Consider the following 25,783-nt stretch of genomic DNA (forward strand, 5'->3'; position numbering starts at 1 on the left):
GCAGAACGAAGCGAATGTTATAATATCACGCCTTGTTGATGAAAACGATGGGATTACTGATGATGGCAAAGAAAAATAAATGGCTGCAGCGCACGCTGCTGGCCAGCGCACTGTTGATGGCCGGCCCGCTGAGCAGCGCTTCCGCGGCGGTGGTGACCTCGATTCGTCCGTTGGGCTTTATCGCTTCGGCCATCGCCGACGGCGTGACGCCGACCGAAGTGTTGCTGCCGGATGGCGCTTCACCGCACGATTTTGCGTTGCGTCCTTCCGATATCCAGCGCTTGCGTTCCGCGGACCTGGTGCTGTGGGTTGGGCCGGACATGGAAGCGTTCCTGAACAAGGCGCTGGTGCCGATCTCGGCGACCCGAAAGCTGGCCATCAGCGAACTGCCGGCGGTGAAGCCGCTGCTGATGAAAGGCGAAGAGGACGACGATCATGATCATGCAGGCGAAGCGCATAACCATGCCGATGACGATCATGGGCATCATCACGGCGAGTACAATATGCACGTTTGGCTGTCGCCGGAGATAGCAAAAGTGACCGCGATCGCGATTCACGACAGATTGTTGGAACTTATGCCGCAAAATAAGGACAAATTAGACGCAAACCTGCGCCAGTTCGAGAATCTGCTGACGCAAACTGACAAAAATGTTGGTAACATGCTTACGCCTGTGCAAGGTAAGGGTTATTTTGTTTTTCATGATGCTTACGGCTACTTTGAGAAACACTACGGTTTGAGTCCGCGGGGCCATTTCACCGTCAATCCCGAAATTCAGCCTGGAGCACAGCGCCTACACCAAATTCGAACACAGTTGGTTGAGCAGAAAGCGGTATGCGTTTTTGCTGAGCCACAATTCAGGCCGGCCATAATCAATGCCGTCGCCAAGGGTACCAAAGTGCGTTCCGGAACGCTGGACCCGCTGGGCATCGGCATCGCGCTGGGGAAGGACAGCTACGGGAAATTCCTGACTCAGCTGTCAAACCAGTACGTGAGCTGCCTGAAGTAAAGCTTATGAGGATAATATCGAGTGCAGCAGATAGTCCGAACTATCGCTCTGGCGTATAACAACCTGCCACGGCCCCACCGCGTCATGCTGGGGTCGCTGACAGTCGTCACATTGGCCGTCGCTGTTTGGCGGCCTTTTGTTTACCACCCAGAACACAACCCCATTGCCAAGAGCGTCGAGTTAGAATCCAGCCAGATGCGGTCATTGCTCCCCGAAGCCAGTGAGCCGATTGATGCCGACCAACCCACCCCCGATGACGAAATCCCGCAGGATGAGCTGGATCAGAAAGACGCCGGCGACGATGGCGTGCATGAATATGTGGTTTCTACCGGCGACACCCTCGGCAGCATTCTGACGCAATATGGCATCGATATGTCGGATGTCACGCTGCTGGCCTCGCAAAACCGCGATCTGCGTAATCTGAAGATTGGCCAACAGCTGTCGTGGACCGTGAACGATGCGGGCGATCTGCAGCAGTTGACCTGGGAAGTTTCCCGCCGCGAAACCCGCACCTATGACCGCGTCGGCAACAGCTTCAAAGAGTCGAAAGAGGCGCAGCAGGGCGAATGGCGCAACAACGTGATCAGCGGCCGGGTCAACGGCAGCTTCGTCAGCAGCGCCGGCGACGCCGGGCTGAGCCGTAACGAAATCAACTCGGTGATTAAGGCGCTGCAGTGGCAGCTCGATTTCCGCAAGCTACGCAAAGGCGACCAGTTCTCCGTGCTGATGTCGCGCGAGCATTTCGACGGCAAGAAATCGCAAAGCCAGCTGTTGGGCGTGCGTCTGCGCACCGGCGGCAAGGATTACTACGCGATCCGCGCCGAAGACGGCAAATTCTACGATCGCCAGGGCTCAGGCCTGGCGCGCGGCTTCATGCGTTTCCCGACCATGAAACAGTTCCGCATCTCCTCCAACTTCAACCCGCGCCGCGTGAACCCGGTGACCGGTCGCGTGGCGCCGCACAAAGGCGTCGATTTCGCCATGCCGGTCGGCACGCCGGTGCTGGCGGTCGGCGATGGTGAAGTGGTGATCGCCAAACGCAGTGGCGCAGCGGGCAACTATGTGGCGATCCGTCACGGTCGCCAGTACACCACGCGCTATATGCACCTGAAAAAGCTGCTGGTGAAACCGGGCCAGAAGGTGAAACGCGGCGATCGCATTGCGCTCTCCGGCAACACCGGCCGCTCCACCGGGCCGCACCTGCACTTTGAACTGTGGACCGGCCAACAGGCGGTGAACCCGCTGACGGCCAAGCTGCCGCGTTCCGAAGGGCTGGGCGGCAAAGACCGCAGCGATTATCTGGCACAGGTGAAGGAAGTGGTTCCTCAACTGCAGTTAGATTAACGTCCCCCTTTTTCCGGCGCTTCGGCGCCGCTAATTTCATCGGCCTGATTGCGGGCCGATGCTGTTTTATCTGGGCGGTTCGCGGTTGTTAATTGCAAAATCGGTGATGGCAATTATGATTAGCCGAATCGCTAAGCTAAGAGCATGTGCATGCAAAACGAGAAGAAATCGAACGTAGAGTTCATCCCGCAGTTTCAAAAAGCCTTTTTATATCCGCGCTACTGGGGCGTGTGGTTGGGAACCGGCCTGATGGCCGGCATTTCGCTGGTGCCCGCGCGCCTGCGCGATCCGGTGCTGGGTGCGGTCGGCAAACTGGCCGGCAAGCTGGCGAAGGGCGCGCGCCGTCGTGCCCGCATCAACCTGCTGTATTGCTTGCCGGGGCTGCCGGAAAGCGACCGCGAGCACATTATCGACCAGATGTTCGCCTGTGCGCCGCAGTCGATGGTGCTGATGGCTGAGCTGGCTTGCACCAAGCCCGAGAAAGTGCTCAAGCGCGTGCGTTGGCACGGTGAAGAGGTGTTGGACAAGATCCGGGCGGAAGGGCGCAACGTGATTTTCCTGGTGCCTCACGGCTGGGCGGTGGATGTGCCGGCGATGCTGATGGCCGCGCGCGGCCAACCGATGGCGGCGATGTTCCACAACCAGCGCAATCAGCTGATCGACTACCTGTGGAACGCCGTGCGACGTAAATTCGGCGGCCGCATGCACGCGCGCAACGACGGCATCAAACCGTTTATCAGTTCGGTGCGGCAGGGCTATTGGGGCTACTATCTGCCCGATCAGGATCACGGCGCCGAGCACAGCGAGTTCGTCGATTTCTTCGCCACCTATAAGGCGACGCTGCCGGCGGTGGGGCGGCTGATGAAGGTGTGTCGTGCGGCGATCGTGCCTTTGTTCCCGGTGTACGACGGCAAAACCAGCATGCTGGATATTTATATTCGCGAGCCGATGGACGATCTGGCCGAAGCCGACGATCCGCGCATTGCCCGCCGCATGAATGAAGAAGTGGAAAATCTGGTGGGCCCGAATCCGGAGCAGTATACCTGGATCCTCAAACTGCTGAAGACGCGCAAGGAAGGGGAGATTGAACCTTACTCGCGCGACGATCTGTATCGTTAATCCTTTCTGCCGCTAACGCCGGCCGGGCCGCAATCCGGCCGGCGTCTCTTCATATATGCACCCTACAGCCGCGAGCCCGCAGGATGTCGATGACGTTGGGCGTGTGGGTGAAATCATTCCAGCGCAGGTCCAGCTTGCGCAGGCGGCTCAGTTCGCCGAGGCTTTCCGGCAGGTCGCTCAGGCGGTTGGCGCGCAGATCCAGACTTCTCAGCGCCGTCAGCTCGCCGATATTTTCCGGCAGGCGCGTCAGCTGGTTGAAACGCAGGTTCAGCTCGCTCAGCCGCGGCAACCGACAGAAGGCCTGCGGCAGCTCGGCGATGGCATTGTTAGCCGCGTCGAGTATCTCCAGCTCACCGAGCTGAACCATTTCCGCCGGCAGCGAAGTCAGGGCATTTTTCATGATATGCAGTTCGCGCAGCGCGTGCAGTTGCCCGATTTCGGCGGGCAGGTTGCCGATGCGGTTGTTGTATAAACGCAGCTCCTGCAATGCCGCCAGCCTCGGTATCGCCTGCGGCAAAACGGTTAAATGGTTGTCGGTCGCGTTGAGGTAAACCAACTGCTGCAGCTGCGCCAGCGAGCGCGGCAGATCGCTAAAGCCGTTATCGCTCAGATAGAGGTATTTCAACCGATGCAGCTGCCCCAGTTCTTCGGGGAGTTCGTTTGCGCGATTGTGGCCAAAGTCGAACATCTCGAGCTGTTGCAACTGGCCAATCTCCGGCGGCAGGCGGTCGAGCTGATTGCAGGAGATATTCAGCACCCGCAGATTTCGGTGCCGGAAGAGGGCGACAGGGAGGGCCGTCAGCTGATTGTCGTACAGGCTAATCTTGCGCAGCGCGTGGCCGGCTAACGGCGACTCGTCGAGCTGCGTCAGGCCGTGGCCGTCGAGATCGAGCTCATCACTGCTCGCTGCGGGAGTGTGTTGGTGGAGCATGGTGTTCTCCGTCTTTTATGGCGGTGCAGGGGCAAAAAAAATGCCGGCCAACGTGAGCCGGCCGGCATTTCGTCTGCGGCGTGGATTACTCGACGCGCAGGATACGGCTGGTATTGGTGGTGCCGACGGTTTCCATCACGTCGCCCTGGGTGACGATCACCAGATCGCCGGAGACCAAGAAGCCCTTGTCGCGCAGGCGATTGACGGCTTCATTGGCGGCGATCACGCCGTCTTTGTGGCTGTCGAAATACACCGGCGTCACGCCGCGATACAGCGCGGTCAGGTTCAGCGTATGCTCATGACGCGACATGGCGAAGATCGGCAGGCCCGAGCTGATGCGCGACATCATCAGCGCGGTGCGGCCGGACTCGGTCATGGCGATCAGCGCGGTAACGCCTTTCAGGTGGTTGGCGGCATACATCGAAGACATGGCAATCGCTTCTTCGATGTTGTCGAACTGCACGTCCAGGCGGTGTTTGGAAACATTGATGCTCGGGATCTTCTCGGCGCCCAGACAAACGCGCGCCATCGCCGCCACGGTTTCCGCCGGGTATTGGCCGGCGGCGGTTTCGGCCGACAGCATAACGGCGTCGGTGCCGTCCAGCACGGCGTTGGCCACGTCCATGACTTCGGCGCGGGTCGGCATCGGGTTGGTGATCATCGACTCCATCATCTGAGTTGCGGTGATCACCGCGCGGTTCAGGGTACGGGCGCGGCGGATCAGTTTCTTCTGAATGCCGACCAGTTCCGGATCGCCGATCTCGACGCCGAGATCGCCACGGGCAACCATCACCACGTCGGAGGCCAGAATAATGTCGTCCATCGCTTCGTCGCTGCAGACCGCTTCGGCGCGCTCAACCTTGGACACGATCTTGGCGTTGCAGCCGGCGTCGCGCGCCAGGCGGCGGGCATAGTTCAGGTCTTCACCGGTGCGCGGGAAGGAAACCGCCAGATAGTCGACGCCAATCTTGGCGGCGGTCACGATGTCCGCCTTGTCTTTTTCGGTCAGCGCTTCGGCCGACAGGCCACCGCCGAGCTTATTGATGCCCTTGTTGTTGGACAGCGGGCCGCCGACCGTCACTTCGGTAAACACTTTCATGCCCTGAACTTCGAGCACTTTCAGCTGAACGCGGCCGTCGTCGAGCAGCAGGACATCGCCCGGCACCACGTCGGCAGGCAGGCCTTTATAGTCGATACCGACTTTTTCTTTATCGCCTTCGCCTTTTGACAGGTTGGCGTCCAGCAGGAATTTATCGCCCACGTTGAGGAAGATTTTGCCTTCCTTGAAGGTGGAGACGCGGATTTTCGGCCCTTGCAGATCGCCGAGTATAGCGACGTGACGTCCCAGTTTTGCGGCGATTTCGCGCACTTTGTCAGCGCGAGCCTGGTGATCTTCCGGGCTGCCGTGGGAGAAGTTAAGCCGAACTACGTTGGCGCCGGCGGCAATGATCTTTTCCAGATTATTGTCGCGGTCAGTAGCCGGACCCAGGGTGGTAACGATTTTGGTTCTTCTGAGCCGTCTGGACATGTATTACTCCGTTGACTGGTGAAGCAAATATTGGTGTTGCGATAACGTCGGATAACGAAACCAGGCGTGAAATGTAATTTTACAACACTGATATTTCACCCGGGTTACCCGCATGAGCATGTTAACAGGGTACCGCCTCTGATGCCGTCATTCAAATGTCTGTTGAACGGCGATTTTTTCTTCGTCGGGTCACGAATCAAAACTGTTGGGAATGACCACGCCTTTATCAAAGCGCGATTCTTTGAGCGCTTCTTTGACCCGCTTCAAGTTATCTCTGAATTTAGCCCCTCGGCGCAAGGTAAATCCGGTGGCGAGCACGTCAATGAGCGTTAATTGCGCGATCCGTGACACCATCGGCATGTAAACGTCAGTGTCTTCGGGCACGTCGAGCAGCAGAGCGAGGGTCGCCGCCTGAGCGAGCGGGGTGTCGCGCGAGGTGACAGCCAGTACCGTGGCGTCGTTTTCTCGCGCCAGGTGGGCCATCTCCACCAGATTCTTGGTGCGGCCGGTGTGTGAGATCAGCACCACCACGTCGCCTTCGCCGGAGTTCATGCAGCTCATGCGCTGCATGACGATGTCATCGAAGTAGACCACCGGAATGTTGAAGCGGAAAAATTTGTTCATCGCATCGTGCGCTACCGCCGCGGAGGCGCCCAGGCCGAAGAAAGAGATCTTTTTTGCCTGGGTGAGCAGGTCAACCGCACGATTGATTGCGGCAATATCCAAATTTGCCTTTACTGTATCCAGGCTGGCCATGACCGATTCGAAGATCTTGCTGGTATAAGCATCGACGCTGTCGTCTTCCTCGACGTTACGGTTTACGTAGGGCGTGCCGTTAGCCAGGCTTTGGGCGAGATGCAGTTTGAAGTCGGGAAAGCCTTTGGTATCAAGGCGGCGGCAAAAACGGTTGACGGTGGGTTCGCTGACGTCGGCCATGCGCGCCAGCGTGGCGATGCTGGAGTGAATGGCGGTCTGCGGGGAGGCCAGGATCACCTCGGCGACTTTCCTTTCAGATTTGCTCAGGAGTTCCAGATGGCTCTGGATTTTGTCCAGCGTATTCATATAACGAGAGTCACTCATGGTTTTATCCCTGTGGCTTTCAAGCAACAGCGTCGAATCTCGCCCGTGTTCGCCGTGCAAGCAGACGCCAAACGAGCGGCTGTAACCTGGAATCGATAGGGTATGACGATTTCAAACAAAGGAGAAATCAATGCCGGTTTAGTGAAAATATACTACGTGCTGGTAACCGTTGGCAGTCTCGACAGGGCGTATGCAGGCTTTTTTCACCAGAATATGACCTGTGTCTAACTTTCATAATGGTAACAGAGCGTCAAAAAAGACGAAAAATTACAGTTTTGCCCGGGACGAGGGCGCTGGCGCACATTGGCGCTTTCCACTGGAATATTGAGGTCTTTTTTTCTGCTTCTGCGCTGGGTTTGCTGGCCGTAGTCAAACAGAGTACATTAGTAATGTAAGAAAATTACAAATATCCTGCAACGAGGAGATGAACATGGCGGTAACCTCTACAGCCCAGGCGTGTGACCTGGTTATTTTCGGCGCGAAAGGTGATTTGGCGCGCCGTAAGCTGCTGCCTTCCCTGTACCAGTTAGAGAAAGCCGGACACATCCACCCGGAAACGCGGATCATCGGCGTCGGCCGCGCGGAGTGGGATAAAAAAGCCTATACCGAAGTGGTCAAGGAAGCGCTTGGCACCTTCATGAAGGAAAAACTGGATGACGAACTCTGGGCCACGCTGAGCGCACGCCTGGACTTCTGCAATCTGGACGTCAACGACAGCAAGAACTTTACCAAATTGGGTAAAATGCTGGATCAGAAACACCGCACCACCATCAACTACTTCGCCATGCCGCCAAGCACCTTCGGCGCCATCTGCAAAGGGTTGGGCGAAGCCAAACTGAACCATGAGCCGGCGCGCGTGGTGATGGAGAAGCCGCTGGGCACCGATCTGGCGTCTTCCCGCGTGATCAACGACCAGGTGGCGGAGTACTTCAACGAATCCCAGGTTTACCGTATCGACCACTATCTCGGCAAAGAGACGGTGCTGAACCTGTTGGCGCTGCGTTTCGCCAACTCGCTGTTCGCATCCAACTGGGATAACCGTACCATCGATTCGGTGCAGATCACCGTGGCGGAAGAGGTGGGCATCGAAGGGCGCTGGGGTTACTTCGACCAGGCCGGCCAGATGCGCGACATGATCCAGAACCACCTGCTGCAGATCCTGACCATGATCGCCATGTCGCCGCCGGCGGATCTGACCACTGACCGTATCCGCGACGAGAAGGTGAAGGTACTGCGTTCGCTGCGCCGCATCGATCAGACCAATGTACGGGAAACCACCGTGCGCGGTCAGTACACCGCCGGTTTCGTCCAGGGCAAGAAAGTGCCGGGTTATCTGGAAGAGGAAGGGGCGAACAAGAGCAGCAGCACCGAAACTTTCGTCTCCATCCGCGTGGATATCGACAACTGGCAGTGGGCCGGGGTGCCGTTCTACCTGCGTACCGGTAAACGTCTGCCGACCAAATGCTCGGAAGTGGTGGTGTACTTCAAGAACCCACCGCTTAACCTGTTCAGCGACTCTTACCAACAGCTACCGCAGAACAAGCTGACCATCCGCCTGCAGCCGGACGAAGGCATCGAAATTCAGGTGCTGAACAAGGTGCCGGGGCTGGATCACAAGCACCGTCTGCAGACCACCAAGCTGGATCTGAGCTTCTCGGAAACCTTCAACCAGGAGCACGTGGCGGACGCCTACGAGCGCCTGCTGCTGGAGACCATGCGCGGCATTCAGGCGCTGTTTGTGCGCCGCGATGAAGTGGAAGAGGCCTGGAAGTGGGTCGACTCCATCATGGACGCATGGAAAGCCGACAACGAGGCGCCGAAGCCTTATCAGGCGGGCACCTGGGGGCCGGTGGCCTCGGTGGCGATGATCACCCGCGACGGCCGTTCCTGGAACGAGTTCGAGTAATGCGCAATGCCGGCAGCCTGTCTGCCGGCTTTTTTTTGCCTGCGATCTGCGCGTGGGCCACATCACTTACGGTACGGCCGGACGTCCGCGCATTTGCGCGGAGCCCTGTGGCAGGGGCGTGCCATTGTTAACCGCGAGTAATGGAGAAATAACGATGAAAAACTGGAAAACCAGCGCCGAGCAGATCCTGACGGCAGGGCCGGTGGTGCCTGTTATCGTGATCAACAAGCTGGAGCAGGCGGTGCCGCTGGCGAAAGCGCTGGTTGCCGGCGGCGTGCGGGTATTGGAGGTGACGCTGCGCACCACCTGCGGGCTGGAGGCGATCCGCGCTATCGCCAAAGAGGTGCCGGAGGCCATTATCGGCGCTGGTACGGTGATCAATCCGCAGCAGCTGCGGGAGGTGACCGAGGCGGGAGCGCAGTTCGCCATCAGCCCGGGGCTGACCGAAGCCTTGCTGCAGGCGGCGACGGCGGGGCCAATCCCGCTGATCCCGGGCATCAGCACCGTTTCCGAGCTGATGCAGGGCATGGATCACGGCCTGCGCGAGTTCAAATTCTTCCCGGCGGAAGCCAACGGCGGCGTGAAGGCGCTGCAGGCGATCGGCGGCCCGTTCCCGCAGGTGCGTTTTTGCCCGACCGGCGGCATTACGCCGAACAACTACCGCGATTATCTGGCGCTGAACAGCGTACTTTGCATCGGCGGTTCCTGGCTGGTGCCGGCGGACGCGCTCGAAAGCGGCGACTACGCGCGCATCACTGAACTGGCGCGCAGTGCCGTCAGCGGGGCCGCGTTGTAACCCGCGCCGCGCCTGGGGTTGGCGCTTATTTGCGCGCCCGCGAATATCGCAAGGCTCAACGCTCCGTTGAGCCTTTTTTAATTTTTATCGTGATTAACATTCTTATTTTTAACCCGTTTTTTTTCGATTTTTATGAAAACGGCAGTTTGCTTTCTTATTTTGGCTGTGGTAAAAATATCTTAGTCGAAAATTTTACTTTCATGAGGATATTGGGCAAATCGCACGGTGTGCGGCTGATAATAGAGAACGATTATGATGACTATTAACGGAATTACCCTCAGAACCTCTACGTGCCAACTCTTCCTGTCTGCGATCCTTGCCAGTGAGCATCACTGGTGCAGCGAGCTATAGCGTCTTTCTCCCTTAACCGGTGCCGGTAGCGGGCTTTCGCCTTCGCTCTACCGTTCAGCCGGGCAAACATTCTTTTTTGCGTTTGGGTCAGTTTATCCCCAGGGATCTCTGCGTCTTGCGCGCCGCAATGCGCCGTTTGACGAGATAAATCGGGATAAATATGCCTTGGCGCGCGTTATTCGCCGTTTGGGAGAAAAATTATGATTTATTGGATCTTTTTAGGTTTGGCCATCATGACCGAAATCATCGGCACCTTGTCGATGAAATACGCCAGCGTCAATGGCGGCATGATCGGGCACATCGTGATGTACGTGATGATCACCGCGTCTTATGTGTTGCTGTCCGTAGCGGTAAAACGCGTGGCGCTGGGCGTGGCCTATGCGCTGTGGGAAGGCATCGGTATTCTGTTCATTACCCTGTTCAGCGTGCTGTGGTTCGACGAGCCAATCTCGGCGCTGAAGGTGCTGGGCCTGGCTACGCTGATCGCCGGCATCATGCTGGTGAAATCCGGTACCCGCAAAGAGCGAAAACAGGTCAGCCCGCGAGGTAACAACCATGCAACAGTTTGAGTTGTACCACATTGGGTTCCTGGGGCTGGCGATCGTGCTGGAAATCATCGCCAACATCTTCCTGAAGATGTCGGACGGCTTCCGTAAAATTTGGCTGGGGCTGTTGTCGCTGCTGTCGGTGCTCGGCGCGTTCAGCGCCCTGGCGCAGGCGGTGAAGGGCATCGATCTGTCGATCGCTTATGCGCTGTGGGGCGGTTTCGGTATCGCCGCCACCATCGCCGCAGGCTGGATCATGTTCGGCCAGCGGTTGAACGCCAAAGGCTGGATTGGCCTGGCGCTGCTGCTGATGGGGATGGTGATCCTTAAACTGTCCTGATAACGGGCAATAAAAAACCGCAGGCGTTGCCGTCTGCGGTTTTTTTTCGTCTGCGCTCAGGCTTACAGCGCGGCGATGATTTTGATTTCCACCTTGTACTTCGGATTCATCAGCTGCGCCTGCACGGTGCAGCGCACCGGCGCGCTGCCGGCGACCACCCAGGCGTCCCAGGCGGCGTTCATCGCGGCGAAGTCGGCGCTGTTGGCCAGGAAGATGGTGGCGTCCAGAATGCGGCTTTTGTCCGAACCTACGCGCGCCAGCAGCACGTCGATGGCGGCGAGGGCGTTGGCGGTCTGCGCGGTCGCGTCGTCGTCCAGGTTCTCCGGCACGCTGGTGTAGTAAACGGTCTCGTTGTGCACCACGGCTTCGGACCAGCGCTGATCAGGATCAATTCTTTCGATATTCATTTGCTTATCTCCATATCATAGTCCCGCTAAGGGTAGCACAGCCGGTAATGAAAAAGCGCGGCGATAAAGTGGGTGGTAGCCGGGCGGCAGGCTTGGCATAATCACCGCTGAATGACACCGGCAGAGAGACAGCGTGACAGACGATTTTGTAACAGACGGCGCATTGGCGCAGGCTATCAAGGGATTCAAACCGCGTGAGCCGCAGCGGCAGATGGCGCAAGCCGTCACCGAGGCGATCAATTTCAAGCAGGAGCTGGTGGTGGAAGCCGGCACTGGCACCGGCAAAACCTTCGCTTATCTGGCGCCGGCGCTGCGCTCCGATCGCAAAGTGATCATCTCTACCGGTTCGAAAGCGTTGCAGGATCAGCTGTATGCGCGCGATCTGCCCACCGTCGCCAAAGCGTTGAAGTACAAAGGCAAGCTGGCGCTGCTGAAGGGGCGCTCCAATTATCTGTGTCTGGAGCGGCTGGAGCAGCAGTCGATGGCCGGCGGTGAGCTGGCGGGGCAGACGCTGATCGATCTGGTGCAGCTGCGCAAGTGGTCGTCGCAGACCAAAGAGGGCGACATCAGCACCTGCAGCGAAGTGGCGGAAGACAGCTTCGTCTGGCCATTGGTGACCAGCACCAATGACAACTGCCTGGGCAGCGATTGCCCGCTGTATCAGGATTGCTTCGTGGTCAAGGCACGCCGCCGCGCGATGGATGCGGATGTGGTGGTGGTAAACCATCACCTGTTCCTGGCGGATATGGTGGTGAAAGAGGGCGGTTTCGCCGAGCTGATCCCGGAAGCCGAGGTGATGATTTTCGACGAAGCGCACCAAATCCCCGACATCGCCAGCCAGTATTTCGGCCAACAGCTCACCAGCCGCCAACTGTTGGATCTGGCGAAGGACATCACCATCGCCTACCGCACCGAGGTGCGCGACGCCGCTCAACTGCAAAAAAGCGCCGACCGTCTCAGCCTGAGCACGCAAGATTTCCGTCTGAATCTGGGCGAGCCGGGTTTTCGCGGCAATCTGCGTGACGTGCTCGGTGAACCGAACGTGCAGCGCGCTCTGTTGCTGCTCGATGACGCGTTGGAGCTGTGTTATGACGTGATGAAACTGTCGCTGGGGCGTTCGGCGCTGCTGGACGCCGCCTTTGAGCGTGCCACGCTGTACCGCGCGCGCCTCAAGCGGCTGAAGGCGGTGACGGAGCCTGGCTACAGCTATTGGTATGAATGCAACTCGCGCCATTTCGTGCTGGCGCTGACGCCGCTGACGGTAGCCGATCGGTTCCGCGAAATGCTGGACGAGAAGCCGGGCAGTTGGATCTTTACCTCGGCCACGCTGTCGGTCAACGAGCGGTTGGGCCACTTCACCGAACGGCTGGGGCTGACCAAGGCCAAAACGCTGCTGTTGCCGAGCCCGTTCGACTATGCCAAGCAGGCGCTGCTGTGCGTGCCGCGCTTTTTGCCTTCGCCGAATCAGCGCGGCGGAGCGCGCCAGCTGGCGCGCATGCTGCGGCCACTAATTGAAGCCAACAACGGCCGCTGCTTCTTTTTATGCACCTCGCACCAGATGATGCGCGAGCTGGCGGAAGAGTTCCGCGCCACGATGACGCTGCCGGTGCTGTTGCAAGGGGAAACCAGCAAAGGGCAGCTGCTGGCGCAGTTCGTCGCCGCCGGTAACGCGCTGCTGGTGGCGACCAGCAGCTTCTGGGAAGGGGTGGACGTGCGCGGCGATGCGCTGTCGTGCGTGATCATCGATAAGCTGCCGTTCACTTCACCGGACGATCCGCTGCTGAAGGCGCGCATTGAAGATTGCCGCCTGCGCGGCGGCGATCCGTTCAATGACGTGCAGCTGCCGGATGCGGTCATCACCCTGAAACAGGGCGTCGGCCGTTTGATCCGCGACACCGACGATCGCGGCGTGCTGGTGATTTGCGATAACCGTCTGGTCATGCGGCCCTACGGCGAGGTGTTCCTCAATAGCCTGCCGCCTACGCCGCGCACCCGCGATTTGAAGCAGGCGATCGCCTTCCTGCAGGCCGCCGACACGTCGGCCACGTAAAGATGAAGGGCTTACGGGGCTGTGCTACAATGCGCGCCCTGTATGAAAAACCCAGTTTTATTCCCGCCAGAGGTTGGCATGTCCACGCGAATTTTAGCGATCGATACCGCGACGGAAGCCTGTTCCGTCGCCGTCTGGAATCAAGGCGAAATCCACGCCCTGTTTGAGCTGTGCCCACGCGAGCATACGCAACGTATTTTACCTATGGTGCAGCAGGTGCTGGCGGAATCCGGCCTGGCGCTCAACCACCTCGATGCGCTGGCCTTTGGCCGCGGCCCCGGCAGCTTTACCGGGGTGCGCATCGGCATTGGCATCGCTCAGGGCCTGGCGCTGGGCGCCGATCTGCCGATGCTCGGCATTTCCACGCTGCAAACCATGGCGCAGGGCGCCTGGCGCGTCGGCGGCGCGGAGCGGGTGCTGGCGGCGATAGATGCGCGCATGGGTGAGGTCTACTGGGGGCAGTTCGAACGCCAGGCGGACGGTAGCTGGTTGGAAAGCGAAGGCGAGGCGGTGTTGTCGCCGGCGCAGGCGCTGGAGCGTGCGCAGCGCCTGCAGGGCGAGTGGGCTCACGTCGGCACCGGCTGGCAAACCTATCCCGATCTGGTCAAGGGGTCTACGCTGAGCGTGCGTGACGGGCAGATGCTGTTGCCGCAGGCGCAAGACATGCTGCCGCTGGCGCTGCACGCCTGGCAACAGGGGCTGGCGGTGGCGGTGGAAAACGCCGAGCCGACCTATCTGCGCAATGAAGTCACCTGGAAAAAACTGCCGGGCCGCGAGTAAGCGCGGCCTATTGTGCTGTTGTTGAGGCCGGGCGATGAAAGCCTGCAACTTGAACGATGAAACGCGGTCAAAGTTACAGCCATTTCAGGAGATTGCGACCATGTTAATCCGCACTGCAAGTAAAAAGCTGTCGCTGCTGGCCGTCGCCTGCGGCGCGCTGGTTCTGTCCGGGTGCGTCACCGTACCGGATGCGATCAAAGGTTCCACCCCTTCGCCGGTGACTCAGCTTTCCTCGGTACAAAATGCACCCAATCTGTTTACCGGCGCGGAAGCCCGCTTCGGCGGCACCGTAGTAAACGTCGCCAACGAGCAAGGGCGCACGGTGCTGGAGATCGCGGCGGTGCCGCTCGGCAGCGGTGCGCGGCCGATTCCGGGTGAACCGTCGCGCGGCCGCTTGCTGGCCACGGTAAACGGTTTCCTCGAGCCTGTTGATTTCAAAGGCCAGTTGGTGACCGTCGTCGGCCCCATTACCGGTCTGAAAGAGGGGCGTATCGGCATGACGCCGTATCGCTTCGTGACGATGAACGTGACCGGTTTCAAACGCTGGCACCTGGTGCAGCAGGTGGTGATGCCGCCTGCGCCAATGGGCCCTTGGGGCTGGCGCGGTGGCCCGTGGGGACCCGGTTGGGGCGCAGGCTATGGTTGGTACAATCCCGGCCCGGCACAGGTGCAAACCATCGTAACCGAGTAGCATACGCTTGATGTGAACACATTTGACAGGGCGGCTCAGGCCGCCCTTTTGCTTTTTGGGATAAGGAATATCCGACAATTAGTGACGTACATCGCAACCTGAATAATGTTTAAAACCTGCACTGGTCTGCTGAGTTAAAATATTGTTATGGTTAGGCTGCGAGTTTGAGGCTGCGATGATAATTAGTAATGATTTCAGGAGTAATACCTTGGATAAGGTCTGGTTAAAACGGTATCCGGCAGATGTGCCCGCAGAGATTGATGCCGATCGCTATTCGTCGTTGATCGAAATGTTTGAGCATGCCGTGCAGCGCTATGCCGATCAGCCCGCCTTTATCAACATGGGCGAGGTGATGACCTTCCGCAAACTGGAAGAGCGCAGCCGGGCTTTCGCGGCTTACCTGCAAAATGAACTGGGCCTGAAGAAGGGCGACCGCGTCGCGCTGATGATGCCTAACCTGTTGCAGTACCCCATCGCCCTGTTCGGTATTCTGCGCGCCGGTATGGTGGTGGTTAACGTCAACCCGCTGTATACCCCGCGCGAGCTGGAACACCAGTTGAACGACAGCGGCGCCAGCGCCATCGTTATCGTCTCCAACTTTGCCCATACGTTGGAAAAAGTGGTGTTCAACACCCAGGTCAAGCACGTGATCCTCACGCGCATGGGCGATCAGCTTTCGGCCGCCAAAGGCACGCTGGTCAACTTTGTGGTCAAGTACATCAAGCGCCTGGTGCCTAAATATAATCTGCCGGACGCCATTTCATTCCGCAGCGCGCTGCAGCGTGGACGCCGTCTGCAATATGTAAAGCCGGACATCATTAATACCGATTTGGCCTTCCTGCAATACACCGGCGGCACCACCGGCGTAGCGAAAGGCGCGATGCTGACGCACCGCAACATGCAGGCCAATCTCGAACAGGCCAAAGCCGCCTACTCGCCGCTGTTCCGTGAAGGGCAGGAACTGGTGGTGACGGCGTTGCCGCTGTACCACATTTTCGCGCTGACGGTGAACTGCCTGCTGTTTATCGATCTGGGCGGGCGCAATTTGCTGATCACCAACCCGCGCGATATTCCGGGGCTGGTGAAGGAGCTGGGCAAATACCCGTTCACCGCCATGAGCGGGGTGAATACCTTGTTCAACGCGTTGCTGAACAACGAAGAGTTCCACAAACTCGACTTCTCCACGCTGCGTTTCTCGGTCGGCGGCGGCATGTCGGTGCAAAAAGCGGTGGCCGAGAAGTGGGAGAAAACCACCGGCAAACACTTGCTGGAAGGCTATGGCCTGACGGAGTGCGCGCCGCTGGTGGCCGGCAACCCTTACGATCTGAAACACTACAGCGGCAGCATCGGTTTGCCGGTGCCGTCGACGGATATTCGGCTGTTGGACGACAATGGCCAGGATGTGCCGCCGGGAGAACCGGGCGAACTGTGGGTCAAAGGCCCGCAAGTTATGTTAGGCTATTGGCAACGCCCGGAAGCTACCGACGAAGTGCTGAAAGATGGCTGGTTGGCGACCGGTGATGTGGTGACCGTGGACGAGCAGGGGTTTGTGCGCATCGTCGACCGTAAGAAAGACATGATCCTGGTCTCTGGTTTCAACGTTTACCCGAACGAGATCGAGGACGTGGTCAGCCAGCATCCGAAGGTGCTGGAATGTGCGGCGATCGGGGTGCCCAGCGAGGTCTCCGGCGAGACGGTGAAGATCTGCGTGGTGAAGAAAGACGCCTCGCTGACCAAGGAAGAGCTGTTGACCCATTGCCGTCGGCACCTGACCGGGTATAAAGTGCCTAAAATTGTTGAGTTCCGCGATGAATTGCCGAAGTCGAACGTCGGCAAGATTTTGCGGCGAGAACTGCGCGATGAGCTAAAAACGCCGAAACCGGCCGATGCCGCCTAGGTTTCGCTCTTGCGCCTGACTATCGACAACGCCGGTGAATGCCGGCGTTGTTGTGTTTGAATCCTACAAGAGAATGATGTTTTGAATTATCAGTTGATCACTACCGATGCCGGATTGCAGCAGGTCTGCGAGCAGGCGAGAAAGCATGCCCAGATTGCGCTGGACACCGAGTTTGTCAGAACGCGCACCTACTATCCGCAGCTGGGCCTGATCCAGCTCTACGACGGTGAACAACTCTCCCTTATCGATCCTCTGCCGATCAAGCAATGGCAGCCGTTTGTCGACCTGCTGGCCGATACCGCCGTGGTGAAGTTCCTGCATGCCGGCAGTGAAGATCTTGAAGTGTTTCTCAACGCCTTTAAAACGCTGCCGACGCCAATGGTCGATACCCAGATCCTGGCGGCGTTTACCGGCCGGCCGCTCTCCTGCGGTTTCGCGACGCTGGTGGCGGAGTATATGAAAGTTGAGCTGGACAAGAGCGAGTCGCGCACCGACTGGCTGGCGCGTCCGCTGACCGAAAGGCAGTGCGTGTACGCAGCCGCCGACGTGTTCTATCTGCTGCCGATGGCCAAACAGCTGGTGCAGGAGACCGAAGAGGCCGGTTGGACCGCGGCGGCCAACAACGAGTGCCTGTTGCTGTGCCAGCGCCGCAGTGAGGCGCTGGCGCCGGAATTGGCCTATCGCGAAATCAGCAATGCCTGGCAGCTGCGCCCGCGTCAGCTCGGTTGTTTGCAGAAGTTGGCGCAATGGCGGCTGCGCCAGGCGCGCGAGCGCGATCTGGCGGTGAACTTCGTGGTGCGTGAGGAAAACCTGTGGCAGGTGGCGCGCTATATGCCGTCTTCGCTGGGAGAACTGGATTCGCTGGGCCTGAGCGGGCCGGAGATCCGTTATCACGGTAAAACGCTGCTGGCGCTGGTGGCGGAGGCCGAAGCGCTGGACGAATCCGAGCTGCCGGCGCCGTTGGCTAACCTGATCGATCAGCCGGGCTACAAGAAGGTGTTCAAAGACATCAAGGCGGCGATCGCTACCGTCAGCGAGCAAAGCGGGTTGAGCAGCGAGCTGCTGGCATCCCGTCGCCAAATTAACCAATTGCTGAACTGGCATTGGCAACTGAAAGACGGCGAAAGTCGTCCTGAATTAATCAGCGGCTGGCGCGGCGATCTATTAATGGCACCGCTGCAGGACATCCTGAAAGATTATTAATCGCTGATTATCACCAGGGCAGGGTAGGGAAACTCTGCTCGGGTGAATATAGGCAGGAAATAATGCGTTGAAGGTAAATCTGGCCAGAATTTACTTTAAACGAGGCGGCGGCAAAGTTAATTGGGAATAGTCCCAAAGGGAAAAATCGCTTTTTTGCTGCCGATAAAGCTTAATAACTGGATGCACATACAGTTACCCCCTGCATAAAATATACAGGGGGTAATTAATGCGTCGCAATCATTTAGCTGCTTCTTCCGATTCCGGTAATGTCACGTTAAGTTCAAGTACCGAAATATCGTCCCCTTTCTGCTCGAACTGCACGTGCAGCATTTCAGGATCGATCTGAATGTATTTGCAAATAACCGCCAGAATATCGCGTTTCAGATCAGGCAGATACGGGGGCTCACTGTCCCCGCGACGACGCTCTGCGACGATAATCTGCAGCCGTTCCTTGGCTATATTGGCTGTCTGTTTTTTGCGGGACAGAAAGAAGTCTAATAAGGCCATGGTTTATCCCCCAAAAAGGCGTTTCAGGAAACCCTTCTTCTCTTCTTCAATGAAGCGGAATGGGCGTTCTTCCCCCAACAAGCGGCAAACGGTATCGTCGTACGCCTTACCGGCGTCTGACTCGGCATCCAGAATGACAGGCTCACCCTGGTTGGAAGCGCGCAGCACGGACTGGTCTTCCGGGATCACACCCACCAGTGGAATGCGCAGGATTTCCAGCACGTCTTCCATGCTCAGCATGTCGCCACGGCTGACGCGACCCGGGTTGTAACGGGTCAGCAGCAGGTGTTCCTTGATGGGCGACTCGCCTTTCTCGGCGCGGCGTGACTTGGAGGAGAGGATGCCCAGGATACGGTCGGAGTCGCGTACCGAAGACACTTCCGGGTTGGTGGTGATGATAGCTTCGTCGGCGAAATACAGCGCCATCAGCGCACCGGTTTCGATACCGGCCGGTGAATCGCACACCACGAAGTCAAAATCCATCTCGCCGAGATCGTTGAGAATTTTTTCAACGCCTTCGCGGGTCAACGCGTCTTTGTCGCGCGTCTGCGAAGCAGGCAGGATATAGAGGTTTTCAGTGCGTTTGTCTTTGATCAACGCCTGATTCAGCGTGGCATCGCCCTGAATCACGTTCACGAAATCATACACTACCCGACGTTCGCAGCCCATGATCAGGTCAAGATTACGCAGGCCGATATCGAAATCGATCACGACGGTTTTCTTGCCTTTCTGGGCCAGGCCGGTAGCGATGGCCGCGCTCGAAGTGGTCTTGCCAACGCCCCCTTTACCCGATGTAACAACAATAATGCGTGCCATGAAATGGATTCCTTGTCAAAAGGGCTTAATTTAAAGGTTGTATGGTTAAAGCGTTATCCAACAGGCTGAGTCGTACGGCCTGCCCGACGTAATCGGACGGGATTTGGTCGCTCAACCAGTACTGCCCTGCGATAGAGACTAGCTCAGCCGCCAGGTGGGTGCAAAAAATCTGACATTGCGTGTCGCCTGACGCGCCTGCCAGTGCGCGACCGCGCATCATGCCGTAAACATGAATGTTGCCGTCGGCAATCAGTTCGGCGCCGGCGCTGACGCTGCTGGTCACGATAAGATCGCAGTTGCGGGCGTAAATCTGTTGGCCGGAACGGACAGGCGTGCTGATGATGCGCGTTTTGGCGGGGGCGTTATCCGCCACCACGGGCGCAGGTGCAGGCTCCGGCGCCGCCATTTTCTGGCCTTTGCCTTCGCTCAGCAGCGGCAGCCCGGCGCGGGCTATCGCGCGCTTTTGACGCTCATCTCTGCAACCGCTGATACCCACAACGCGCAGACCTGCTGCCGCGACAGCCTGTTGAAGTTCTTTCCAGTTCGCATCGCCTTCCAGCGTTGCGACGTTGATAACAACAGGGGCGTTTTTCAGAAAAGCGGGCGCTTGCTCAACTTTTTCCTGTAACGCCTGACGTATTACCTCGGGCTGCGAATTATGCAAATGAACAACCGATAGGGTAAAACTGCTGCCTTTTAGCTCAATTGGCGATTGTGACATCTATCCTGACTCAGTCTCAGCAACTTTAAATCCCCGGAATACCACTCGGGGTGCGATATTCCGATGTACTATAAGCATGTTATAGTCAGAGTTATATCCAGGCAAGACGCTCCCTCAATTAAATAGAGTTAAAAAAATGCTTTGTGTGATCTATAGAAGCCCGAAACGCGATCAAACTTATCTTTATGTCGAAAAAAAAGACGATTTCTCTCGTGTGCCAGAGGATCTGATGAAAAGTTTCGGCGTGCCGCAATTCGCCATGATGCTTTCGCTCGATGAGCGCAAGAAATTGGCCTCGGCGGATATCGAAAAGGTGAAGCAGGCGTTGAAAGACGAAGGCTATTACCTGCAGTTCCCGCCGCCGGTTGAAAACCTGCTCAATCAGCATCTGGCGGGCGACAAGGCCTGAGACAGTCGCCACGGCCTAGGGAGGCGCGATGACACGTTCGGCGAGAAGAACCGTATTGGCCGCCTGGCTGGCGCTGGGCGGTGTGCTGATGCCCGGCGCGCCGCAGGCGGCTCAGGAGACGACGCTGGCGGCGAGCGGCCGCGATCCGGCGCAGTTCCCGGCGTATGTCGAGCAGCTCAAGCGCCGGGCGCGGGAGCAGGGCATCAGCCAGGGCACCCTTGACCGCGCTTTTGCGCAAATCCATTTCGTCGATCGGGTGATCAAGGCCGATCGCAATCAGCCGGAGCAGAAAATTACCCTGGACGACTACCTGCGGCGGGTGATGTCGCCCGCCAAGGTGCGCCAAGGGCGCGAACTGTATCGGCAGCGCCAGGCGCAATGGGCGCGCGCCAGCGAGCGCTACCGGGTGCCGGGGCGCTATATCATTGCGCTGTGGGGCATGGAGAGCGCCTACGGCAAGATTCAGGGGCGGGAAGACGTGGTGTCCGCGCTGGCGACGCTGGCGTTTGAAGGGCGCCGCGAGGCCTTTTTCAGCCAGGAACTGATGGCGGCACTGCGGATAGTCGAGCAGGGGCACGTCGGCGATACGCCGCTGAAAGGCTCCTGGGCCGGCGCGATGGGGCAATGCCAGTTTATGCCGAGCTCCTTCTTGCGCTACGCGGCGGACGGCGACGGTGACGGGCGCATCGATATCTGGAATAACATTGATGACGTCTTTGCGTCTACGGCCAGTTATTTGTCCAAAGAGGGCTGGCAGCCCGGTATCGGCTGGGGGCGCGAGGTTAAACTGCCCGCCGGTTTCAAGCGATCCGAGCTGGGGTTGAAAGACGCGCAGGCGCGCAGCGTCAACGCCTGGCAACAGCGCGGGGTGCGTCGTGCGGATGGCAGTGCATTGCCGCATGCCGTCCAGCGCGGTTGGATCATCGCGCCGGATGATCTCCAGGGGCGGACGTTCCTGGTCTATGATAATTTCCGCACCCTCATGCACTGGAATCGCTCTTACTATTTCGCCATCGCCGTGGGTATGATGGCGGACGCGATCGGGCATTGATCCGGCACACCAATAATCGGCTTGGCGCGCCAAGCCTCCACAGTTTGGGAGAAGCGGTATGTATCAACATAGAGACTGGCAGGGTTCGCTGCTCGATTTTCCGGTGAACAAGGTGGTTTGTGTCGGCAGCAACTACGCCGATCACATCAAGGAAATGGGCAGTGCGGTTTCCGTCGAGCCGGTGGTGTTCATCAAACCGGAAACGGCGCTGTGCGATATTCGTCAGCCGGTGGCTATCCCCAAAGAGTTCGGTGCGGTGCACCATGAGGTGGAGCTGGCGGTATTGATCGGCACGCCGTTGAAACAGGCCAACGAAGACCGCGTTGCGCGGGCGATCGCCGGCTACGGCGTGGCGCTCGATCTGACGCTGCGCGATCTGCAGGCGGGCTTTAAAAAAGCCGGTCAGCCGTGGGAAAAGGCCAAGGCTTTCGACGGTTCCTGCCCGATGTCGGGGTTTATCCCGGTGGCGGAATTTGGCGATCCGCAAAACGCCGAGCTGTCATTGACCGTTAACGATCAACTGCGCCAGCAGGGCAATACGCGTGACATGATCACGCCGATCCTGCCGCTTATCAGTTACATGAGCCGTTTCTTCACGCTGCGCGCCGGCGACATCATCCTGACCGGCACGCCGCAGGGCGTGGGCCCGATGGCCTCCGGCGACATGCTGAAAATCAGCCTGAACGGCAAAATGCTCAGTACCCGCGTGATCTGATCTCTCGCCGCCGGCGCTGTCGGCGGCAAAGCTTGCATCTTGCGGCTAAAATGTCTATATAGTCCCCCCTCGAACCTGTGCGCAGGTGACTTATCCATTTACCGAAACCGGACGCTAACATGTCACAACTCGCTTTTTGGCAACAGAAAACGCTGGCGGAAATGTCAGAACAAGAGTGGGAATCGCTGTGCGACGGGTGCGGGCAATGCTGTTTGAATAAGCTGATCGACGAAGATACCGACGAGATTTATTTTACCAACGTAGCCTGCAACCAGCTCAACATCAAATCCTGCCAATGCCGCAACTACGAGCGGCGCTTCGAGCTGGAAGAAGACTGCATCAAACTGACGCGCGAGAACCTCACCACCTTCGATTGGTTGCCGCCGACCTGCGCCTATCGCCTGATCGGCGAAGGCAAGCCGCTGTTCCCCTGGCATCCGCTGCTGAGCGGATCCAAGGCGGCGATGCACGGCGAGCGCATCACGGTGCGGCATATCGCGGTGCGCGAGAGCGAAGTGGTGGACTGGCAGGATCATATCCTCAACAAGCCGGACTGGGCCAGATAAAGGCGGGCGCCTGCAGGGCAAAATGGGGCTTCATGCAAGAGGGCGGCGTGTTCAGACATGCCGCCCTCTTGCATTATTGAGCTAACGATTTTAATCATTGGCGTGCGAATGGCGTTGACGCTCGAGGCCGGACAGAGGGAAATTTCAACATTTGATTCAAGGATGATAGGGGCTTGCGTAATAGGAGGTAGGGGGAAAAAAGCCCCTGCAAAGATGAGGGGCAAGACACACAACAACACCAGGGAAATCGGTAGTACTCACTTTGCCGATACTATAAGGATTTTATGGGTAAACTTCACCAAAATATTGTGCTCTGAATGTGACAAAGGTGCGGTCGTTCATAAGTAACGGTAATTTATTGATGCCTGTAGGTAGGGAGGGCCGCGCTGGCGCAGCCTGTTTTTACCCGCCGGCGTCGCAGAAGTTTAATGTTATGTAAATTACGCGCTTAACCGCGCCAGGATGCTTCTTTTCAAACGATAAGTTGGGTAATTTGGCCGCTCTCCCGCAAGTTCGAGAGTATAACAATGAAAATGGTCCGTCTGTTTGCCGTGGCTGGAGCGCTGATCGTGCTCGTTTACTTCCTTACACATACCTGAGAGGGTTTTATCTCGGAATGTGACAGCAATACCTAAAAAAACGGCGCCTTTCGGCGCCGTTGTTTGTTTGTCAGCCGATCAGCGGCCGAACAGATCGCGGCGACGTGGGCGAACAAATTGTGCGATCAGCACAATCAGCGCCACCAGCAGATAGGCGCCGAAGATGCCGACCAGCCACTGTGGCATTTCCAGCGTCAGGAATTGCCATTGGCGCACGGAGCAGTCGCCGGAAGCGTGGAACACCGCCGGCAGCCATTTGTCCAGCGGCAGCCACGAAGGGAAGCTCACGAAGAAGTCGCAGGTATTGAACGGCGAAGGGTGCAACTGGATCATGGTGTGTTTCCACGCCAGCTGGAGGCCTTCCCAGGCGCTGTAGATCCACAGCAAGATCGCCGCGTAGCGCAGCGGGGTTTTCGGCGCGATGGCGCCCACCAGCGAGGCGCCGAGGATGCCGAACAGCGCACAACGCTCATAAATGCACATCACGCACGGCTGCAGCAGCATAACGTGCTGAAAATAGAGCGCGACCAGTTCCAACACCAACGCTGTCAGGGCCATTAGCAGCCAGGCGCCGCGTCCTTGTGAACAGCGGTTAAAGAATTGCAACATATCTAGATTCTTCCATGCAGTAAGCAATTGAACCGGCAGTGTAAACCAATTCCTCCTCGCTGCCAGCCTCCTGGGCTGGATTCAGCGTAAAAATAGTCGGTTCACCCTGCCGGCACCGTTTCAGTGGCCGACGGCGTCGATGGGCGGCAGCGTCAGCCAATGCCACTGCGTCAACAGCTCGGTCGCCGGCTCCAGGGTGAACTGGACGCACAGCAGGCCAACTATCGTCAGCACCACCGTATAAGGCAGGGCCATCCACACCATGCGGCCATACGACAGACGCACCAGCGGCGCCAATGCCGACGTCAGCAGGAACAGAAACGCCGCTTGCCCGTTAGGGGTGGCAACCGATGGCAGGTTGGTGCCGGTATTGATGGCGACCGCCAGCAGCTCGAACTGCTTCAGCCCGATAGCGCCGGTTTCCAGCGCGGTGCGCGCCTCGTTGATGTAAACCGTGCCGACGAACACGTTGTCGGAAACCGACGACAGCAGGCCGTTGAACAGATAGAACAGCGAAAGCTGAGAGGCGGGCTCGGCGCGCAGCACGAACTGGATCACCGGGCTGAACAGGTGCTGTTCGATGATCACCGCGACCACGGTGAAAAACACCGTCAGCAGAGCGGTGAACGGCAGCGCTTCCTGGAACGCTTTGCCGATGGCGTGCTCATCGTTCACGCCGCACAGGGAGGTGGCGAGCACGATCACCGACAGGCCGATCAGCCCCACTTCCGCCAGGTGGAAGGCCAGCGCCAGCACCAGCCAAACGCCGATCAGCGCCTGCATCACCAGTTTGAGCCGTTCTTGCTTGCTGCGGCCCGCGGTGGCCTTGCGGTCATACTCTTTCAGCACGTCGCGCACCGCCTCCGGCAACTGCGCGCCATAGCCAAACAGGCGAAAACGTTCTACCAGCCAACAAACCAGCAGGCCGCACACCAACACCGGCAGGGTGACCGGCGCCATACGCAGGAAGAAATCGATAAAGCCCCAGCCCGCGTTTTTGGCGATGATTAGGTTCTGCGGCTCGCCCACCATGGTCATGACCCCGCCGAGCGCGGTGCCGACGCCGGCGTGCATCAGCAGGCTGCGCAGAAAGGCGCGGAATTGCTCCAGCGTCTGTTTACGCTCTTCACCGGCGAAATCGCTGTCATCGCCGATGTCGCCATCGGGGCGATTCGAGGTCACGTTGTGATAGATGGAATAAAAGCCGGTGGCCACGCTGATCACTACCGCCACGACCGTCAGCGCGTCGAGGAAGGCGGAAAGTAAGGCGGCGGCCAGGCAGAACGCCAGCGACAGCAGCGTTTTCGAACGGATGTTGAGCAGCAGCTTGGTGAACACGAACAGCAGCAGCTGCTTCATAAAGTAGATGCCGGCCACCATAAAGATCAGCAGCAGCAGCACTTCCAGGTTATGTTCGATTTCCTGCGAAACCTGCGCCGGGCTGGTCATGCCGATGGCCACCGCCTCCAGCGCCAGCAGGCCGCCCGGCAGCAGCGGATAGCATTTCAGCGCCATCGCCAGGGTAAAGATGAACTCGACCACCAGCAGCCAGCCCGCGATAAACGGGCTGGCGAAAAAGAACACCAGGGGGTTGATCGCCAGAAAAATGAGAATGGTCAGTTTGTACCAGTCGGGAGATTGCCCCAGAAAATTTTTGAGCAGGGCGCTGCGCAAGGTTGTTTCCATTGTCCTTTATGCATCCTTAAATCAGTCGTAGCACGTACCCTAACAATGCGGCGGGGGCGGGCGCAACCGGAGCTTGTTTTACGGCGGCAAATTTCTGCCGGCCGGTGTTTTTGCGCGTTTTTTGCCACT

25 protein-coding genes are annotated in these 25,783 nt (G+C 58.3%); 16 read left to right on the plus strand and 9 right to left on the minus strand.

The annotated features are described in order from the left end of the window. The first annotated feature begins 62 nt into the window (after positions 1-62). The 3 genes from znuA (at position 63) to lpxM (ending at position 3,470) form a co-directional block, all read left to right on the plus strand. Positions 63-1,007, plus strand: a complete 945-nt coding sequence (gene znuA / locus ACJ8HB_RS08990) for a zinc ABC transporter substrate-binding protein ZnuA (RefSeq protein ID WP_094859963.1) — start codon at positions 63-65, stop codon at positions 1,005-1,007. A 21-nt stretch (positions 1,008-1,028) separates the two neighbouring features. After that, positions 1,029-2,351, plus strand: a complete 1,323-nt coding sequence (gene mepM / locus ACJ8HB_RS08995) for a murein DD-endopeptidase MepM (protein ID WP_033654402.1) — start codon at positions 1,029-1,031, stop codon at positions 2,349-2,351. 150 nt (positions 2,352-2,501) lie between these two features. Then, complete coding sequence (gene lpxM / locus ACJ8HB_RS09000; protein WP_033638507.1) at positions 2,502-3,470, plus strand: lauroyl-Kdo(2)-lipid IV(A) myristoyltransferase; 969 nt, start codon at positions 2,502-2,504, stop codon at positions 3,468-3,470. Positions 3,471-3,519: 49 nt separating this feature from the next. On the opposite strand, the gene ACJ8HB_RS09005 is transcribed toward lpxM, so the two are convergent. From ACJ8HB_RS09005 to ACJ8HB_RS09015, 3 genes are all read right to left on the minus strand, one after another. Beyond that, complete coding sequence (locus tag ACJ8HB_RS09005; RefSeq protein ID WP_094859897.1) at positions 3,520-4,401, minus strand: leucine-rich repeat domain-containing protein; 882 nt, start codon at positions 4,399-4,401, stop codon at positions 3,520-3,522. 85 nt (positions 4,402-4,486) lie between these two features. Next, positions 4,487-5,929 (minus strand): pyruvate kinase, encoded by a 1,443-nt coding sequence (gene pyk, locus ACJ8HB_RS09010; RefSeq protein WP_019452801.1) that lies wholly within the window; start codon positions 5,927-5,929, stop codon positions 4,487-4,489. Between the two features lie 189 nt (positions 5,930-6,118). After that, a complete protein-coding gene (locus ACJ8HB_RS09015; protein WP_047567051.1) occupies positions 6,119-6,991 on the minus strand; it encodes a MurR/RpiR family transcriptional regulator in 873 nt (290 codons plus the stop codon). Positions 6,992-7,439: 448 nt separating this feature from the next. On the opposite strand from ACJ8HB_RS09015, the gene zwf reads away from it, so the two are divergent. The 4 genes from zwf to mdtI all read left to right on the plus strand — a co-directional run bounded on the left by zwf (position 7,440) and on the right by mdtI (position 10,947). After that, positions 7,440-8,915 carry a glucose-6-phosphate dehydrogenase gene (gene zwf, locus ACJ8HB_RS09020; RefSeq protein ID WP_033634844.1) on the plus strand — a complete coding sequence of 492 codons (1,476 nt, stop codon included), beginning with the start codon at positions 7,440-7,442 and terminating at the stop codon, positions 8,913-8,915. Between the two features lie 154 nt (positions 8,916-9,069). Next, positions 9,070-9,711, plus strand: a complete 642-nt coding sequence (locus ACJ8HB_RS09025) for a bifunctional 4-hydroxy-2-oxoglutarate aldolase/2-dehydro-3-deoxy-phosphogluconate aldolase (RefSeq protein WP_047567052.1) — start codon at positions 9,070-9,072, stop codon at positions 9,709-9,711. A gap of 551 nt (positions 9,712-10,262) precedes the next feature. Then, positions 10,263-10,631, plus strand: a complete 369-nt coding sequence (gene mdtJ / locus ACJ8HB_RS09030; RefSeq protein ID WP_033634840.1) for a multidrug/spermidine efflux SMR transporter subunit MdtJ — start codon at positions 10,263-10,265, stop codon at positions 10,629-10,631. After that, positions 10,618-10,947, plus strand: a complete 330-nt coding sequence (gene mdtI / locus ACJ8HB_RS09035; RefSeq protein ID WP_033634839.1) for a multidrug/spermidine efflux SMR transporter subunit MdtI — start codon at positions 10,618-10,620, stop codon at positions 10,945-10,947. Before mdtJ ends, mdtI begins: the two co-directional genes overlap by 14 nt. Before the next feature lie 62 nt (positions 10,948-11,009). Here the strand turns inward: mdtI and ACJ8HB_RS09040 are convergent, their stop codons facing one another. Then, a complete protein-coding gene (locus tag ACJ8HB_RS09040) occupies positions 11,010-11,354 on the minus strand; it encodes a RidA family protein (protein WP_033634838.1) in 345 nt (114 codons plus the stop codon). 133 nt (positions 11,355-11,487) lie between these two features. On the opposite strand from ACJ8HB_RS09040, the gene ACJ8HB_RS09045 reads away from it, so the two are divergent. The 5 genes from ACJ8HB_RS09045 (at position 11,488) to rnd (ending at position 17,975) form a co-directional block, all read left to right on the plus strand. Beyond that, the gene (locus ACJ8HB_RS09045; protein ID WP_094859896.1) at positions 11,488-13,404 is read left to right on the plus strand and encodes an ATP-dependent DNA helicase; all 1,917 of its coding nucleotides are present in this window, start codon (positions 11,488-11,490) and stop codon (positions 13,402-13,404) included. A gap of 78 nt (positions 13,405-13,482) precedes the next feature. After that, positions 13,483-14,184 carry a tRNA (adenosine(37)-N6)-threonylcarbamoyltransferase complex dimerization subunit type 1 TsaB gene (gene tsaB / locus ACJ8HB_RS09050; protein WP_047567057.1) on the plus strand — a complete coding sequence of 234 codons (702 nt, stop codon included), beginning with the start codon at positions 13,483-13,485 and terminating at the stop codon, positions 14,182-14,184. 100 nt (positions 14,185-14,284) lie between these two features. Continuing rightward, the gene (locus ACJ8HB_RS09055; protein ID WP_442520174.1) at positions 14,285-14,875 is read left to right on the plus strand and encodes a Slp family lipoprotein; all 591 of its coding nucleotides are present in this window, start codon (positions 14,285-14,287) and stop codon (positions 14,873-14,875) included. Positions 14,876-15,083: 208 nt separating this feature from the next. Beyond that, positions 15,084-16,772 carry a long-chain-fatty-acid--CoA ligase FadD gene (gene fadD, locus ACJ8HB_RS09060; protein ID WP_033654397.1) on the plus strand — a complete coding sequence of 563 codons (1,689 nt, stop codon included), beginning with the start codon at positions 15,084-15,086 and terminating at the stop codon, positions 16,770-16,772. 81 nt (positions 16,773-16,853) lie between these two features. Then, on the plus strand, positions 16,854-17,975 hold the full coding sequence (rnd, locus tag ACJ8HB_RS09065) for a ribonuclease D (protein ID WP_041035461.1): 1,122 nt from the start codon (positions 16,854-16,856) through the stop codon (positions 17,973-17,975). Positions 17,976-18,212: 237 nt separating this feature from the next. Here rnd and minE read toward each other — a convergent pair whose 3' ends face one another. Genes minE through minC form a run of 3 tightly spaced genes read right to left on the minus strand, consistent with a single transcriptional unit; the run spans position 18,213 to position 20,019 of the window. After that, positions 18,213-18,482 carry a cell division topological specificity factor MinE gene (gene minE, locus ACJ8HB_RS09070; protein ID WP_004932303.1) on the minus strand — a complete coding sequence of 90 codons (270 nt, stop codon included), beginning with the start codon at positions 18,480-18,482 and terminating at the stop codon, positions 18,213-18,215. 3 nt (positions 18,483-18,485) lie between these two features. Next, positions 18,486-19,298, minus strand: coding sequence for a septum site-determining protein MinD (gene minD, locus ACJ8HB_RS09075; RefSeq protein ID WP_016927452.1), 813 nt, complete (start codon positions 19,296-19,298; stop codon positions 18,486-18,488). 25 nt (positions 19,299-19,323) lie between these two features. Continuing rightward, positions 19,324-20,019 (minus strand): septum site-determining protein MinC, encoded by a 696-nt coding sequence (minC, locus tag ACJ8HB_RS09080; RefSeq protein WP_025303113.1) that lies wholly within the window; start codon positions 20,017-20,019, stop codon positions 19,324-19,326. 136 nt (positions 20,020-20,155) lie between these two features. On the opposite strand from minC, the gene ACJ8HB_RS09085 reads away from it, so the two are divergent. The 4 genes from ACJ8HB_RS09085 (at position 20,156) to ACJ8HB_RS09100 (ending at position 22,760) form a co-directional block, all read left to right on the plus strand. After that, positions 20,156-20,428: a YcgL domain-containing protein gene (locus tag ACJ8HB_RS09085; protein ID WP_033634832.1), complete on the plus strand. Its 273-nt coding sequence runs from the start codon at positions 20,156-20,158 to the stop codon at positions 20,426-20,428. 28 nt (positions 20,429-20,456) lie between these two features. After that, positions 20,457-21,479, plus strand: coding sequence for a lytic murein transglycosylase (locus ACJ8HB_RS09090; protein WP_047567066.1), 1,023 nt, complete (start codon positions 20,457-20,459; stop codon positions 21,477-21,479). A gap of 58 nt (positions 21,480-21,537) precedes the next feature. Continuing rightward, a complete protein-coding gene (locus tag ACJ8HB_RS09095) occupies positions 21,538-22,194 on the plus strand; it encodes a fumarylacetoacetate hydrolase family protein (RefSeq protein ID WP_033634830.1) in 657 nt (218 codons plus the stop codon). A gap of 119 nt (positions 22,195-22,313) precedes the next feature. Continuing rightward, on the plus strand, positions 22,314-22,760 hold the full coding sequence (locus tag ACJ8HB_RS09100) for a YcgN family cysteine cluster protein (protein ID WP_025159803.1): 447 nt from the start codon (positions 22,314-22,316) through the stop codon (positions 22,758-22,760). Positions 22,761-23,437: 677 nt separating this feature from the next. Here ACJ8HB_RS09100 and dsbB read toward each other — a convergent pair. After that, positions 23,438-23,968: a disulfide bond formation protein DsbB gene (gene dsbB, locus ACJ8HB_RS09105; protein WP_033634829.1), complete on the minus strand. Its 531-nt coding sequence runs from the start codon at positions 23,966-23,968 to the stop codon at positions 23,438-23,440. Positions 23,969-24,088: 120 nt separating this feature from the next. Further along, a complete protein-coding gene (gene nhaB, locus ACJ8HB_RS09110; protein ID WP_047567072.1) occupies positions 24,089-25,654 on the minus strand; it encodes a sodium/proton antiporter NhaB in 1,566 nt (521 codons plus the stop codon). Positions 25,655-25,783: the final 129 nt, after the last annotated feature.

This window comes from Serratia sp. CY27727, assembly GCF_052169275.1.
Lineage (GTDB): Bacteria > Pseudomonadota > Gammaproteobacteria > Enterobacterales > Enterobacteriaceae > Serratia > Serratia sarumanii.